At 45.2% G+C, this 14,951-nt stretch carries 14 protein-coding genes; 12 read left to right on the forward strand and 2 right to left on the reverse strand.

Features of this window, described 5'->3' with window-relative positions; all coding sequences use genetic code 11:
• The first annotated feature begins 222 nt into the window (after positions 1–222).
• The 10 genes from OEV79_11160 to OEV79_11205 all read left to right on the forward strand — a co-directional run bounded on the left by OEV79_11160 (position 223) and on the right by OEV79_11205 (position 9,731).
• On the forward strand, positions 223–1,254 hold the full coding sequence (locus tag OEV79_11160) for a hypothetical protein (protein ID MDH4211993.1): 1,032 nt from the start codon (positions 223–225) through the stop codon (positions 1,252–1,254).
• 278 nt (positions 1,255–1,532) lie between these two features.
• Positions 1,533–2,615 carry an O-antigen ligase family protein gene (locus tag OEV79_11165; GenBank protein MDH4211994.1) on the forward strand — a complete coding sequence of 361 codons (1,083 nt, stop codon included), beginning with the start codon at positions 1,533–1,535 and terminating at the stop codon, positions 2,613–2,615.
• Positions 2,616–2,858: 243 nt separating this feature from the next.
• A complete protein-coding gene (locus OEV79_11170; protein MDH4211995.1) occupies positions 2,859–3,353 on the forward strand; it encodes a roadblock/LC7 domain-containing protein in 495 nt (164 codons plus the stop codon).
• Between the two features lie 48 nt (positions 3,354–3,401).
• On the forward strand, positions 3,402–3,983 hold the full coding sequence (locus OEV79_11175) for a GTPase domain-containing protein (GenBank protein MDH4211996.1): 582 nt from the start codon (positions 3,402–3,404) through the stop codon (positions 3,981–3,983).
• Positions 3,984–4,011: 28 nt separating this feature from the next.
• Positions 4,012–4,302 carry a hypothetical protein gene (locus tag OEV79_11180; GenBank protein MDH4211997.1) on the forward strand — a complete coding sequence of 97 codons (291 nt, stop codon included), beginning with the start codon at positions 4,012–4,014 and terminating at the stop codon, positions 4,300–4,302.
• A 28-nt stretch (positions 4,303–4,330) separates the two neighbouring features.
• Complete coding sequence (gene dnaE, locus OEV79_11185; protein MDH4211998.1) at positions 4,331–7,690, forward strand: DNA polymerase III subunit alpha; 3,360 nt, start codon at positions 4,331–4,333, stop codon at positions 7,688–7,690.
• 21 nt (positions 7,691–7,711) lie between these two features.
• Entirely contained in the window at positions 7,712–8,383 is a 672-nt protein-coding gene (locus tag OEV79_11190) for a hypothetical protein (GenBank protein ID MDH4211999.1), read from the forward strand.
• A gap of 96 nt (positions 8,384–8,479) precedes the next feature.
• Complete coding sequence (trxA, locus tag OEV79_11195; GenBank protein MDH4212000.1) at positions 8,480–8,803, forward strand: thioredoxin; 324 nt, start codon at positions 8,480–8,482, stop codon at positions 8,801–8,803.
• Between the two features lie 9 nt (positions 8,804–8,812).
• Positions 8,813–9,310 (forward strand): TlpA family protein disulfide reductase, encoded by a 498-nt coding sequence (locus tag OEV79_11200; GenBank protein ID MDH4212001.1) that lies wholly within the window; start codon positions 8,813–8,815, stop codon positions 9,308–9,310.
• Between the two features lie 25 nt (positions 9,311–9,335).
• Positions 9,336–9,731 carry an OsmC family protein gene (locus tag OEV79_11205; protein ID MDH4212002.1) on the forward strand — a complete coding sequence of 132 codons (396 nt, stop codon included), beginning with the start codon at positions 9,336–9,338 and terminating at the stop codon, positions 9,729–9,731.
• A 4-nt stretch (positions 9,732–9,735) separates the two neighbouring features.
• Here OEV79_11205 and OEV79_11210 read toward each other — a convergent pair whose 3' ends face one another.
• Positions 9,736–11,157, reverse strand: coding sequence for a T9SS type A sorting domain-containing protein (locus tag OEV79_11210; GenBank protein ID MDH4212003.1), 1,422 nt, complete (start codon positions 11,155–11,157; stop codon positions 9,736–9,738).
• Between the two features lie 100 nt (positions 11,158–11,257).
• On the opposite strand from OEV79_11210, the gene OEV79_11215 reads away from it, so the two are divergent.
• Together OEV79_11215 and OEV79_11220 are read left to right on the forward strand one after the other, a co-directional pair.
• Positions 11,258–11,566 carry a helix-turn-helix domain-containing protein gene (locus tag OEV79_11215; GenBank protein MDH4212004.1) on the forward strand — a complete coding sequence of 103 codons (309 nt, stop codon included), beginning with the start codon at positions 11,258–11,260 and terminating at the stop codon, positions 11,564–11,566.
• Between the two features lie 262 nt (positions 11,567–11,828).
• Complete coding sequence (locus OEV79_11220; GenBank protein MDH4212005.1) at positions 11,829–13,691, forward strand: OmpA family protein; 1,863 nt, start codon at positions 11,829–11,831, stop codon at positions 13,689–13,691.
• A gap of 62 nt (positions 13,692–13,753) precedes the next feature.
• On the opposite strand, the gene OEV79_11225 is transcribed toward OEV79_11220, so the two are convergent.
• Complete coding sequence (locus OEV79_11225; protein ID MDH4212006.1) at positions 13,754–14,890, reverse strand: aspartate--ammonia ligase; 1,137 nt, start codon at positions 14,888–14,890, stop codon at positions 13,754–13,756.
• Between the last annotated feature and the right edge of the window lie 61 nt (positions 14,891–14,951).

The following is a 14,951-nucleotide window of genomic DNA, read 5'->3' on the forward strand; positions in this document are numbered from 1 at the left end:
TGTGTTGGTGCAGTTCTTATCGCCGATTTATTGAGCAAAAGAGAAAGAAGACAGATACTTCGAGAATTATCTGATACTATCAGGGGTGACGTGAATAGAATTCTGAGCCTTCTTTTGCGTAGGAAAAAATAACGAGCCACCGAATTCTTGGAAGTGATGCAAATTAATATTCTGGAATATCTTAAATTACTAAGAAAATATCGTAGGTTGTTGGTATATAATATGGCTTTTATATTGGTCACCGCAGTTATTTTGGCCCTCATATGGCCCAAAGAATACAAGGCGATTACGAGATTTGCTCCGGCTTTCTATGTACAGACACCATTTTCTGAACTCCGTTCGGCCGGAGTGCCTGATCTGTCAGCACTGATTACTGGGGGCGTTCTTATCTCCGACGTTTACGTTGGCATAATGAAATCAAGAACTGTGATGGAAGATGTTATAGTGAAATGCAATTTGTTGCGCGTGTTTCGCCGAAAATTAATGGAGGATGCGATTGATGATTTGAAAAGGAATAGTTCTCTAGACATTGGATTAGAGGAAATCATAACGCTTACGGTATTCATGCCTGACCCCAAATTGGCGGCACACGTTGCGAATACATGGGTCAATTCGCTTGATTCATTGAATCAATGGGTTACCAAACTTCAAGGTTCAAGAGAATCGGCTTTCATAAGTTCACGCTTGGACGATATGAGAAAAAAATCAGACAGCCTTCGAGATTCTCTATCGTCATTTGAGAGTCGCTATAGGATTTTTTCGCTGGATGATGAAATGAGAGCCACTGTAGAAGTATATGCTAATTTGGCTCGGCAATTAATGCAGAAGGAAGTCGAGTTGTCGAAATGGGAGAGGTTTGCAGAAGGCGCGCCGATCCGGAGATCCATCGAGACGGAAATTGAGAGCATAAGGAAGAAACTGTCAGACCTTGAGACAAACTGGCACTCTAGCATTGTTACTAAAGTTCCCATTTCAAGACTGCCACTCCTTCAGTATGAGCACACAAACCTCCTACGTACTAAGAGGACACTTGATTCTTTAAGTAGCTATCTGCTGTTGGAATATGAAATCGCACGATTGAAATCGTCAGTAAATACTCCAACTGTCTATGTGATTGATGAAGCTATTCCACCCGAAAAGAGGATATGGCCATCGCGCGTGAAGATTGTATTGTTATCATTTTTGTTTGGATTGTTCTTTAATATGGTATTGGTATTGGCTGTCGAAAATGTCAAAATAAAGTGGAAATTGTAGAAAAAAGTCTTAAGAACCCATATTATTGGTTTTATCTATCTTTGATGCTATTATGCGTTCTGGCTTTTTGTCATTATCATCTTGAGATAGCGGCGAAGATTTTCCTAACAATCTCATTAATCTTAGTGCTCACGTTCACTTTTGATTTCCCTCGAGCGCTTGTTTTCGCCACAATTTTTGCAAGCATTTTGGCGTACGTCATTGTTGATGAGCGCATACTGTTGGGCTATTCCTTCCGAGTCGGGTTCGCGGACCTTATTGTGTTGCTTCAGATATGTATGTTTTTAATATATAGATCTGTCAATCCCGAGAAACCCGGGGCAAAGGACGTTTTTGTGGTGCCGATGGTTCTTTTCTTGATTGGGGTCGCGCTTTCATTCTCAGTTGCGACTGACAGGAGCGTATCTTTCTACTACTTCTGTCTCTTGTTGTCTGGGTATTTGTTCTACCGATTCATCATTCTTGTCTTCAATACCGAACAAGATATTAAGTTGCTAGCATTCGGAAGCATTGCGGCACTTGTTTTTGTAATAGTCAGAGCATTTGTTCTGATACCCGCAACGGCACAGGCGAGAGCGGGGATATTCCTTGCAAACCGAACAGGTTTTGTTTTTTCAGGACCCAACGGTCTTGCTGGAATTCTTGTTCTATTATTACCTTTTACTTTCATCGTTTTCCATTATCGAAATCTTGCACTAAAGATACTGATGGCAGTGGTATTTATATTAGGTACATATTTGTTGATGAGAACGTATTCAAGGAATGGATATATTTCTTTCATCGTGAGTATGTTGGTTATGACTGCAATGTTGGTAAGAATCAAGGGTAAATTCGTATTTGTTGCTCTCTTCGTGATAGGTGTTCCGATGATGCTCATTGGCGCAACATTCATAATGCGTTTGTTCAGCGTTACAATGTTCCAATTAGACCCTAGCGCTCTTTTGAGATTAATCATGTGGAAATCGGCCCTAAACGCATTTGGTTCATTTCCGATTACGGGCGTTGGACTAGGTAATTTCTACTATGCTACGCGGATAGTCAAGATAGGTTTTTGCCACAATTTTTATCTCAATACGCTCGCTGAAACTGGGATACTGGGTGGTTTGTCGTTAGTTGTCCTGCTTATAATGGTATTCTATAAACTATCTCGTGCATATCGACAACTCAACGATGGGTTTATTAAGCATCTCAGTGTTTGCTTGATTGGATCCTGGACATCTTTTTCCTTAAACCATATATTTGACCAGGTTTGCTTTTTTATTGACCGTACTGCAGAGATGAAGTTCTTTTGGTTCCTTTTGGGAACAACCTGTGTCTTTCTAATGTACGTTCGTAGACTGCAAAGTGAAGCGTTAAAATAGTTCGATTGCATTCAAATGCTATCTATCAAGGTAACGATATTAAATTATTCAGTTCAAGTGAGTTGTAACTATATAGTGTAATTTAATAATTTGGATGAAAGGTAATCAAGACTAACTGTTAAGGTAGTCATCCTGAGCATACACGGGCATGCGTTGCTCTGTAATCCGTTGAACTGATAGGATATTAGGAAGTGTACAGTTCGTTGTTCTTGACTTTTTCAATATCCTATTTATAATAGCTCAATGCAGGATCAAATAAATATCTTTGAGCAGGATTTCTGGTCAATAAATGACGCGCTCAACCGACTCCTGCAGGGTACCCACGCCAAGACAATATTGCTCATCGATCGTGAGGGTCAATTGATCACCTCAACCGGTGATACCCGCAAAATGGACACATCATCGTTCGCCACGCTTTCGGCGGCCGACTTTGCTGCGACCAGCCAGCTTGCGATCCTCATTGGCGAGAAGGAGTTCTCCACGCTCTTTCATCAGGGTGAGAAGGAGAATCTATACGTGAGCCTGGTGGCGAATCGTATCATCCTTGCGGTAATATTCGATAACCGCACCACCCTCGGTCTGGTCCGGGTCAAGACCAAGACGACTGTTTCGGAGCTTGAGAAGACCTTCCACGGCCTTTTCAGCAAGGTCCAGAAAGAAGCTGAGCCCAGTAAGGAGATCGATGATGATTTCACCCGGATGGCCGAAGAGGAAATAGATAGGCTCTTTGGAATATAGCTGCGGTGTGGGATCTGTTCGATAGACAAATTTATAAAATAAAATACTATGGCACTGATTAATTATGCATCGCGGGAAATAAATTCAAAGATAGTTTTCTACGGCCCTGGCCTGGGCGGTAAGACGACGAATATTAAATATGTATATTCGAAATTGAACCCTTCGATCAAGGGGAAATTAATAAGTCTGGCAACAGAACTCGATCGAACGTTATTTTTTGACTTCCTCCCCGTTGATCTGGGTACGATAAAGGGTTTCAATACGAGATTTCACCTGTACACGGTTCCTGGCCAGGTGTTCTATAATGCTTCTCGTAAACTCATCCTAAAAGGTGTGGATGGCATTGTCTTTGTCGCGGATTCGCAGATCGAACGTTTTGATGAGAACATCGAATCGTTCGATAATCTGAAAGATAATTTGAGAGCACATAATCTTGCTCTTGAAAGAGTGCCGCTGGTCATGCAATACAACAAAAGAGACCTGCCGAACATTACCTCGGTCGAGGAGCTGCAGAGAATATTGAACCCAAGAAATGAATATCGCTACTTTGAAGCGGTAGCCACTCAAGGTATCGGCGTTTTTGAAACCCTCAAGGAAATTTGTAAGCAAGTTCTTAAGACATTGGCTTAAAATGCTCAAGCCCCGGATTGTTTAGGAATTGATTGTGTCGTCGCAAGCGTGCAGTAGATGCCGCCGCATAATCGGGCCCGGTGATTTGTTTTACAGTCTTTTGATAAAGGTTTCTGCAGGGTTTGATGGTGTGATAAACATCAAGGAAGAGAAAATTGACCTTACTGAAGAGTTTGAAAAAGTGAAGTCATATCCCGAGGAACTACTGAATGAAGAGGTGTTTCGAGAATTCAAGTTCATACTGTGTCCCCGGTGTAAGGAGATCTACTGCGCTAATCCTTTGAGTATACCTTTAGGGGATCCTGCGCAGGATAATTAGCATGAATCCAGACGAGGATTAAGTCTCGATGAAATTCATACACCTTCATAATCATACTGAGTACTCCCTGCTTGATGGCGCGATGAGGATCGATCGGTTGACCGAGCGGGCGGCAAGGTATGAGATGCCTGCACTTGCCATCACCGACCATGGGAACATGTTCGGTGCAATCGAATTCTACAAGAGCGCTCGCAAGATGGGGATCAAGCCGATCATCGGGATAGAAACCTATATCGCACCCAGATCACGGCGTGACCAGTCAAGGGATATGCGTGTTCCTGAGAGTTCGTTTCATTTGACCTTGCTTTGCGAGAACGAGGCGGGTTATAAGAATTTGATCAAGCTATCGTCGGCTGCCTACCTGGAGGGGTTCTACTACAAGCCGCGCATCGACAAAGAGTTGCTCTCCCAGCACAGCAAAGGATTGATCGGCATGTCCGGCTGCTTAAAAGGTGAAGTACCTTACCGGATTGCCATGGGGGACCTTGAGGGTGCGCGAAAAGCGCTGGCTGACTATGTCGATATACTCGGTTCTGAGAATTTCCATCTTGAAATGATGCGTTTGGGAATGCGAACCGAGCCAAAGATCCACGGTGAATTGATAAAACTCGCCCATGAATTCGACGTGCCGATCGTTGCCACAAATGATTGCCACTACCTGGATAGTGATGATTACAAAGCACACGATGTATTGTTGTGTATTGGCACAAAGAAGACCCTGTCTGACCGCGAGAGGCTGAAGTTTGAAAGCCATCAGGTTTACTTCAGGTCGCCTCAGGAGATGGCAAAGTTGTTTGATGATCTGCCCGAGGCAATATCGAACACCTCGCTCATTGCGGAAAGATGCAATCTGTTGATCGACACAACGGGCAAGGATGTCAAACTACCCAGTTTCCCAAGACCCGATGCTTTTGAGACTGATTTTGACTATCTCAAGTATTTAACCAAGGAGGGCATTAACCATCGATTCTCCAGGACGACACAGGGCATGCAGGACCGTCTGGATTATGAGCTAAACATCATCAAGAAGATGGGGTTGTCGGGTTATTTTCTTATTGTCCGGGAGATCGTTGAGTTTGCACGCAAACAGGATATTCCGGTCGGCCCGGGTCGGGGTTCTGCAGTCGGAAGCCTTGCGCTATATTCACTTGGCATTACTGATATTGACCCGCTTCAATACAATCTCATTTTCGAGCGATTCCTGAATCCAGAGAGGGTAAGTTTGCCTGATGTGGACGCGGATTTTGGTGACACGAGACGGGACGAAATAATAAATTTTATCAAAGAAAGATATGGCGAAAAGAATGTTACGCAGGTCATCACCTTTGGCACGATGCAGGCAAGGGCCGTTGTCAGGGATGTCGGCCGTGTGCTGGGAATACCGTATAATGAAATAGACAGGCTGGCAAAACTCATCCCCTTCCACTCGAGTATTGATGAAGCGGTCACAACCATTAAGGAACTGGAAATCCTTATCAAGTCCAAGGATGAATACAGTGAGTTAATCGATATCGCCAGGAGATTGGAGGGTCTTGCCAGGCATCCCGCCACTCATGCCGCCGGAGTTGTCATTACTCCCAAGGAGCTGGTAGAGTACGTGCCGCTATTCAAGAGTCCGGAACGGGGTGAAATATCAACTCAATACGCGAAGAATTCTCTTGAGGATATTGGCGTAATAAAGATGGATATACTGGGACTGAGAACCCTTACGGTAATTGACACGACGCTGAAAATGATCGGCCGCCAGGCCGAGGATATACCCATCGATGACAAGGATACTTATGACATGCTCAAGCGTGCCGAAACCGTCGGTGTATTCCAGCTGGAAAGCCAGGGCATGAAGGACATCCTGAGGAATTTCCAGCCCGAGAGATTCGAAGACATCATCGCAGTCATTGCGTTGTACCGTCCGGGACCGATGGCAAATGTGAATCTTCAGCAGATGATCATGAATAAGCAAAAACCTCGAGAGATTGAATATATGCATCCCTGGCTAGAGCCCATTCTCAAGGAAACGTATGGCATGATCGTTTATCAGGAACAGGTCATTCAGATCGCGTCCCGCATTGCAGGATTTTCCCTGGCTGAAGCAGACCTGCTTAGAAGGGCAATGGGTAAGAAAATAGCCGATCTGATGGTGGACAATCGCGAAAAATTCATTGCCGGTGCGGAAAAGAATGGTATTCAAACTGACCTCGCCGATGATATTTTCAAGAAACTCGTGCCTTTTGCTGGATATGGTTTTAACAAATCTCATGCAGCAGCATACGCTGCTCTGGCGAATCAAACGGCATACTTGAAATGCCATTACCCGCTCGAGTTCATGAATGCGTCATTGAACAGCGAGATGAACAACACGAACCGTTTGTGGGTTTTGATACGAGAAGCCCGGAGAATGGGTGTTTCAACCCATCCACCGGACATTAATGCAAGCGATTACGAATTCAAAATCGAAGAAAGCGGGATAAGATATGGCCTTGGTGCTCTAAAAAACCTCGGCCGGCCCATTGTTCAGATAATCTTGGATGAGAGGGAGCGCGGTATCTTCAAATCATTCTTTGATTTTCAGACGCGTACCCGCGGTCTGAACAAGAAATCTCTCGAGTCTTTAATAAAAGCCGGAGCATTCAAGGAATTTGAGTGTGATATAGACAAGCTGCTTGGCATGGCACATAAAAATAAGGATTACGCAGGAACCCAGGGCGGGTTATTTGATGACATGGAGCAAATTGAACCCCAGGTTTCTGAAAAACCTGCGCAGGATAAGGGAATCTACGAAAAAGAAGCGTTCGGCTTCTACTTTACTGAGCACCCCCTGGAAAAATACCAGGAGGAATTTACCGCCCTTAACCTGAAGCCAATCAGTCAGCTGGGCAGTGTGGAAAACGGTGAAGTAATTGCCATTGGCGGTATTCTCAATTCAAAGAAGATAAAGCGGGATAAGAATGGAAGGAACTATGCGATCGTTAACCTGGCAGATCTTGAGAGCGCAATTGACGTGTTCATTTTTTCTGATTATTTTGAACGTTTTTCAGCCCTGCTAAAGGTCGATAACCCTCTTATCATAAAGGGTAGGATATCTGGAGAGGAAGACCGGAAGAGCATAAGAGCCGAGGAGATAGTATCATTGAGAGATGCCAAGAAATACTACAAGAAAATCTTCATTAATGTCAATGAACATAGTGTTGATGACAGCACGCTGAAACAGCTGTGTGATTTGATTAACGGCAATCAGGGGAGCTGTGAAGTCTGGTTTAAGGTAAATAATGATAAAGAATCAAAGAAGTTCAGGTCGCGGACAATGAAGATCAATCCTGATTCAGATGTCCTGACCCGGATCAAGGCTATTCTTGGGGAAGAAGGGATTAAGATCTATGGTAGGATATGATCGATCATTTGAGGAGGATGTATGGCTATATTCCTGATGCTTTTCAGCCTGTATTATGTTGATCAACCCTATCCGCAGTCTCCGATGCATGGGGTTTTCGATATCGAACTGCGGTTTGGTCCGGATGGAGGTCTTCTGGGGTTTTTCAATGTTGGTATTTGGGATAGGATCGGCGTGGGCATTAGCTATGGCGCCTCGAATCTTATCGGCGCCGGTGACCCTGAGTTCTACGACCAGCCTGGCGTTCAAATAAGATTACTCGCAATTGAAGAAGGTTTGTATTATCCGTGTTTTTTGATGGGTTTTGACAATCAAGGGTATGGCGACTATGATGACCGGTATGACATTAGGTCCAAGGGACTGTATGCCCAGATGGGTAAGACTCTGACTGCGTCAAGTGTGACAGTAGTGCCGAGTATGGGCTGCAACTACTGCCTTGAATCGGATGATGGTTTTGATATATTCGGTGGGTTGAAAGCTCAATTCGGCTATTCGGGCGCTTTATTGGTTGATTATGCCGCGAACTTGAACGATCCGGGAGATAACAACAAAGGATATTTGAATGTGGGTCTACGTTTAATGTTCTACGGAGAAATGTTCTTTGAGTTTGCATTGAGGGATTTGTTGGACAATAGCCCGGCCGACGAGCAGTTCAATCGTATGATAAAGCTGGGATTTGAACAGAGTTTCTAATGTTTCACGTGAAACATCCGTTCAGATGATAAGAAATGTTCCGCATCTCGGTACAAAACCTGAAAACGGCTGGTTAAACTAAATAAGGAGGTTTATATGGTTAAAGAACTTACTGATAATGACTTCCACCGGGAAGTTGATAAATCGACTCTCCCCTATCTGGTTGATTTTTGGGCAGTTTGGTGTCCACCGTGTTCGATGGTTGCCCCCATTCTGGAAGAAATAGCCAAAGAATACGACGGAAAATTGCATATCGGGAAGATTAACGTCGATAATGAAATTAAGGTCGCAAATGAATTTGTCATACAGAATATCCCAACCATGATCATTTTTGACAAAGGCACCGAGGTTGAAAGAATCATCGGTGCCTTGCCAAAAGAACAGATCGTAAAGAAATTTGAGAAATATATAGCAAAATAGGGAGGTTTTGTGATTAAGAAAGTGCTGAGGATAATGTCAATTCTGGTAATAATCGCAGTTGCCTGTGGTTCAGGAAACAAATCAAAATCCGGCCAGACCGAGTTGACTGATTTTACGCTTGTTTCGCTTGACGGCGAAGAATATACGCTATCGTCTCTCAAAGGGCAGGTGGTGATAATTGATTTTTGGGCAACTTGGTGCCCGCCCTGCAGAAACAGCATCCCAACCTTTATGAAGTTATATGAGAAATATAATGAGCGAGGTTTTACGATCCTGGGCATTGGCCTGGATGACGAAGAGGCTTTGATCAATTTCAAGAATCAGATGAACATCCCCTACCCTATTCTCGTCGGGAGCAACGAGCTCGCTAAGGCTTACGGTGTCAGCGGTATTCCCAAGACGATATTCATAGATAAGAAAGGTAGCATAAGAAAGACACAGGTTGGTTTTGCACCTGAGCTTGAGTCCCAGTTCGACGCGCTCGTTGATTCACTGCTGAACGAATGACATTGTCTTAGAACCGAGGTCTTTTATGATTACACTAACCTGGTGTGATGGTATACGCTTTGAAGCCGAAGATAGGTATGGGCATAAGGTCATAGTTGATACGGAAAAGGAATTTGGCGGCTCTGACCAGGGATTCAGGCCGCTTGAACTCATTTTGGTGTCATTGGCCGGCTGCATGGGCATGGATATAGTAGCTATATTGCAGAAAAAAGGTGGTAAGATAGACAACTTTGTAGTAGAAGCCAGCGGCGTGCGAGCAGAAGAACATCCTCACAAGTACACAAAGATCACGCTGAAATTCAAGTGTGAAGGTGTTTATGAGAGGGAGGATTTGCTCCGTTCATTTGAGTTGTCACGTGATAAATACTGCTCGGCCGTGGCGACTCTGAGTTCCAGCCCAGAATTGGAATTCGTTATTTAATCGCTCAATCGACTTTAATAACTTTCAGCAATATTCCTTGATCTACCCCGGTAACATAACACCAATAAACACCTGCAGGCAATTCATTGCCCGCATGGTCATCACCAAACCACTTAACTGATGATTGATAACCGATACCGGGTGAGAGCACCGCAAATGATTTTACCAAACGTCCCATAGAATCGTATATTTTAAAACTGACTACTGTGTTCTGTTTACTGTCTACTACCTCAGGTATCGAGTATCTAATATCTGTCTGATGGGAGAATGGATTTGGTCTGGCAGACAGATTTGCTCTTGATGTGCCCGTGTATTCTTGTATCCCTATTGGATATCCAAAATTAGCGAAGTAGATACTGTAAGGAATGGTATCTCCTTGTGTCCACACCATGTACGCCCCGCATACATTGGGAAATCTCACTGGTTCCTGTAAATCTATTCCGCCGTGGGACCAGCCGCTGAAAAAGTAGTACAGATCATAGAGAATATTCTTATCCCCGGCTAAATCTTCCTGCCAGAATTGATAGCTCCAGGTTGGCCCGACCGTTGAGACCACTGGATATGTTGAATACCCTTGTGTTTGATATCCACCACCATTCCCTCCATAGAATGTTGCCTGCATTGTGCCATTTGTGCTGTCCTCGTAGCAGAAGGATAGTGTGTCCTGCGGCTGGCCGTGGGAGTAGTCGATGGACGGGTGGCGCATGGGCAGGTAATGTGCCCATACTCTTGTTGGCGACCATACGTTATTCTCTGCATATCTCAGGTGAATCTGGTAAGGCGAGTAGCAGAGTGAATCATAGCATTCCCAGATGACATAGATGCGATTATCCGGCGCGAATATGCTGATACTTGGATGATCATACGTAGCCAGGGATGATCCATAGCCGCTGATACAAACCGTATCACCGAGTATGCCGTTGGCTATGGTCCGGTAGTATATCTGATTTCGTCCATCACAGTGTTCCACCCATGTAATGTGTTTTACGTTGTTTGAATCGACAACAAGGTCTGGTAGGGATGATTGTTCAGGCGATCCGCTGACATTGACAGGAGGGCTCCAGTCATCAAGGCAGTCATAGTAGATGTCGTTATCAGAAGACTGCCATGCAACATGACGAAACCCAGAAGGACAGATATCGAGCGCAGGGAATTCCCCGGCACAGACTGGGAAGGGCGCTGCCCAGGAAATACCCTCGTCCGATGTGGAAACGAAGTATATGCTGTCCGAAGACTGAAAAACGACGTAGATAGTGTCATTCTGATATTCCTCATACTTGGTCGCGATCTTGTGACTGTTATTATATGCGGTCGCAAGGGGTGTATTGCTGCTCGCGACAAAGTATATGTCCTGGGCGCACAAATTGGCAGAAACGAAGATCAGAAGAACTGGAAAATACTTTCCAAGACCATGAAAGATATACATAGTGTACCTCCAAATCATTATAGGAAGTATTTCTGTGCATGTCAATGGGTGCTCATCATTTTAGCAATTGACAAAATGACGAAATGATGTACTCTTGATTATGGCAAAGAAGTTAATACCAGAGAACAGATATCGCGCGTCAAGGATATGCCGGGCATTGGGTAATCCTACGGCTTATGAGGTTTTGACATTGATGCGGGATCAAAAGAGGACCCCGGAGGAGTTGGCTGTCCTCCTGGGTGTCAGTATATCAAACATATCTCAGGTCCTGCGGGTTCTCCGAAATCTTGACCTGGTTAGGTATGAGGTTAAATGGCGCAGCCATCTCTACTGGATAAAGACGAACCGGGTTACCAAGGTAATGGATGTCCTTGAGCGTTTGGTGGACGTGATCGAACATCAGAGCTAGTATCGTTTTATCATTTTAGCAATTGACGAAACGATAAAGCTGTGGGCCGGGGTCTTATGGTTAGTCGCATGTCTCACGGTTGGCGAGTGTTGATGGAATCTTGGATTCTGATTCCGTTTTCGCCCGCGGATCGGTAAAGCATGGTGCGGCAGTTGTGTATACAGGAACACGTATGGTATTGGCTGCCGCCATTGACATTTCACGGTATTTGTGTACAATTATGTGCATAGGCAAAGTAGTTACTCAAACAAAAGGAGGCTATATGCACATGAAAAAGTATGTGTTGATTCTCACCATTGCATCGCTCGCGTTTGCAATGCCCAACTATGAAGGTACGATGGGGCTTTTCCGCACGATTTCGGCGGACAACGGCTCGGCCGGTACTTTCGGATTTGGCTTCTATCTGAGAGGTTTCAAAGAAGACCGAACCGCTACAAGCCCAAATGATGGATTGTTGCCCGGTCTGGTTGGGATGGACGCCACCTATGGCGGAGGTGACTTTGGTTTCAGCATTGGTTACGCTCCAACCGATTGGTTTTCGTTCAATATTGCCAGCGTCTATTATGCTGAAGGTATCGATTACAAAGATACCGATACCAATCGTGCCAGCGTGGGCTTTGGTGATACAAAAGTAGGACTGAAATTCAATTTCGGAAAGGAAACTATCAAATACGGTCTATACGGTTTTGTTTCAATCCCTACTGGCTCTGATCGAGATACAACAGGCTTGTTGGGTGAAGTGGTTAAGTATCCGATCTTCAATGAAACATACACAAATCCAGGTGGTCTGTACAGGTATTTTTCGAGTGATGCCGTTGATTTTGGTGGTGTCGGTCTGTTCACGGCAAAAGCGGGTAATTTTCAATTCGATCTGAATCTGGGATATGTTTTCCGCAATGCAGAGGGCGGTGGCATGAGAGATAATGCAAGTATCTATAACGCCGCCATAAGTCTACATACACCAGGTATCATTCCATTCATCGAACTCAGCGGGATCGATTACAGCGGTAAAGACCAGTTCTTTACCTTCTTCGATGATTCGCTGTTCGGGCCTAATCAGGTCTATATAACACCCGGCGTGAGCTTCCGTCCGAGCAAGAACTTCCATATCAATTTCGCGGTTGATTTCCGTGCCTGGGAAGGCGAGAATGAACGCGATTTTCCAATGGCTCAGACAGATAGCTTCAACATTACAACCGGATGGGGTGTGGCACCGCCATGGGCGGCGATTTTCGGCTTTTCCTATACTGCTGATTTCATGCCCGAACCGGTCTTTGGAGATATTGCCGGCAAGGTCCTTGAAGATGAGACTGGTGCAAACTTGATTGCGAATATAGGTCTTTACGAGGAAGGTGCGTTATTCAAATCGATGGATAGCGATGTTGATGGTCAGTTCAACTTCATGAACCTCAACCCCGGTACCTACCAGCTGAAAGCGGCCGCTCCCGATCATAAACCGTATGAAGTCGCGGTGCTTGTCAAAGCTGGTGAAGTTACACCCGTTACAATTGCACTGAAATCGATACCCAAGGTGGGTAATCTGATCGTCAATATCATTGATATTGAGAGCAAGGAGCCGGTTGCCGCTAATGTGACAATTGGTGATATGCCGGCTGAGATGGTTACCGGGAGAATTGAAAAGGCATTGGGTCCTGGTGCTTACAAGATCAGTATTCTCGCAGAGGATAAGAACTATCTACCGTACGAAAGGACCGTCGAAATAGTGGCCGCAAAGACGCTGGAAATCGAAGCCGCACTGGTCAAGAAGGAATTCAAGATCGTTCTCCCTGAGGTCTATTTTGAATTTGCCAAATCCGACATAAAACCCGAATCCTATCCAGTACTCGATGGCGCCGCGAAGACGATAAAGACGATCTTTGAAGGAACCCCAGATGCTAAGATCGAAGTCCAGGGTCATACAGACAGCAAGGGCAGCGATGCCTATAATCTGAAGCTGTCGAACGACCGAGCTGGTTCGGTAAAGCAGTATCTGATCCTCAACCATAATATCAACGCGGATCGTCTCGTTGCCCGCGGTTACGGCGAATCAAAGCCAGTTGCGTCTAACGATAATCCTGAAGGCAGGGCTAAGAATCGTCGTGTTGAATTTGTGATCATGAAGTAACTCTTCGCCTACAAAAAAAGGGGTGCTTTAAGCACCCCTTTTTTATTACTCAAACAGAACTTCTATTCAAGCACATGAATGTTACGCTTTGCGCAGATATCTTTCAAGACCTTCGGCCAGACCGTAACGCTGACCTCGCCGAGGTGTGCTGCGCGCAACAGGTACATGTACGTACGTGATTGTCCAATCCCACCGCCAATGCTCAATGGTATCTGGTCATTGAGGATTGCCCGATGATACGGCAGTTCTAGAAAGTCCATTTGCCCGGCCATTTCGAGCTGCATCTTGAGCGTCTCTTTTGTGACCCGGATTCCCATGGAGGTGAGCTCGTGGCGCCGTTTTGTCACCGGATTCCATACGAGAATATCTCCGTTGAGACCATGGGTGACCTTGCCATCTTTGTGCTTTACTTCGGTGATCCAGTCGTCATAGTCCGCGGCGCGCATCTCATGGGGATATCCATCTTTAAGTGGATAGCCGACGCCAATGATGAATATCGCCGGGTATTTCTGGATGACCGCGGTTTCTCGCTGCTTTCGTGGTAGGTCCGGGAACATGTCGAGAATCTCCTCGGCATGGAGAAAAGTCAGTTCTTCCGGAATTTCCGGGTACTTTGTGGTCTTCAGTTTGGGGAACTGCTCCTGGGCGAATTTGTTGGCGCCGTAGATCACCTTCCAGATCTTCTTTACAATATCCTTAAGGAAATCCAGGTTGCGCTGTTCCATGGTCATGACGCGCTCCCAGTCCCACTGATCAACATAACTGCTGTGGTCATGATCAAGAAAGTAATCCTTGCGTACCGCCCTCATATCCGTGTTGATTCCCTCGCCGACCTTGCAGCCAAATTGCCGAAGGGCCGGCCGCTTCCACTTGGTCGCCGCTTGGACTATTGAAGCCCTTATGGGTTTTTCCAACCCTAACCCGCAATTGAACTCAATGGGAGTCCGTGAGCCATCCCGGTCTAGCATATCGTTGACGCCGCTCTCCACCGTGACGATCAAGGGGACTTGAACCATATTGAGGTTCAACTCCTTACACATATTCTTTTCTATATAGTCCTTGATCGCGTACAGCGCGTTCATACGCTCCAGCGGTGATAGCAGGGGTTGGTAATCGTTTGGTAGGATTTTTTCTACCTCTTCATAGGTGCTCACACCAGGACCAGCCAGATCTGCTTTTTTGTCTGCACTACCTGCCATTATCTTCCTCCTTCTTAATTGTCAGATGATTTTCTCTTCATCCAGAGAAAAGTGCCAGTCT

It is taken from the genome of candidate division WOR-3 bacterium (assembly GCA_029858255.1).
In the GTDB taxonomy this organism is placed as follows: Bacteria; Hydrothermota; Tepidihabitantia; order SM23-42; family SM23-42; genus SM23-42.

Bases quoted from the DNA above. Each gene is read 5' to 3' on its own strand.
- OEV79_11160 (MDH4211993.1), top strand. From the start codon at position 223: ATGGCTTTTATATTGGTCACCGCAGTTATTTTGGCCCTCATATGGCCC.
- OEV79_11165 (MDH4211994.1), top strand. From the start codon at position 1,533: ATGTTTTTAATATATAGATCTGTCAATCCCGAGAAACCCGGGGCAAAG.
- OEV79_11170 (MDH4211995.1), top strand. From the start codon at position 2,859: ATGCAGGATCAAATAAATATCTTTGAGCAGGATTTCTGGTCAATAAAT.
- OEV79_11175 (MDH4211996.1), top strand. From the start codon at position 3,402: ATGGCACTGATTAATTATGCATCGCGGGAAATAAATTCAAAGATAGTT.
- dnaE (MDH4211998.1), top strand. From the start codon at position 4,331: ATGAAATTCATACACCTTCATAATCATACTGAGTACTCCCTGCTTGAT.
- OEV79_11190 (MDH4211999.1), top strand. From the start codon at position 7,712: ATGGCTATATTCCTGATGCTTTTCAGCCTGTATTATGTTGATCAACCC.
- trxA (MDH4212000.1), top strand. From the start codon at position 8,480: ATGGTTAAAGAACTTACTGATAATGACTTCCACCGGGAAGTTGATAAA.
- OEV79_11205 (MDH4212002.1), top strand. From the start codon at position 9,336: ATGATTACACTAACCTGGTGTGATGGTATACGCTTTGAAGCCGAAGAT.
- OEV79_11210 (MDH4212003.1), bottom strand. From the start codon at position 11,157: ATGTATATCTTTCATGGTCTTGGAAAGTATTTTCCAGTTCTTCTGATC.
- OEV79_11215 (MDH4212004.1), top strand. From the start codon at position 11,258: ATGGCAAAGAAGTTAATACCAGAGAACAGATATCGCGCGTCAAGGATA.
- OEV79_11220 (MDH4212005.1), top strand. From the start codon at position 11,829: ATGCACATGAAAAAGTATGTGTTGATTCTCACCATTGCATCGCTCGCG.
- OEV79_11225 (MDH4212006.1), bottom strand. From the start codon at position 14,890: ATGGCAGGTAGTGCAGACAAAAAAGCAGATCTGGCTGGTCCTGGTGTG.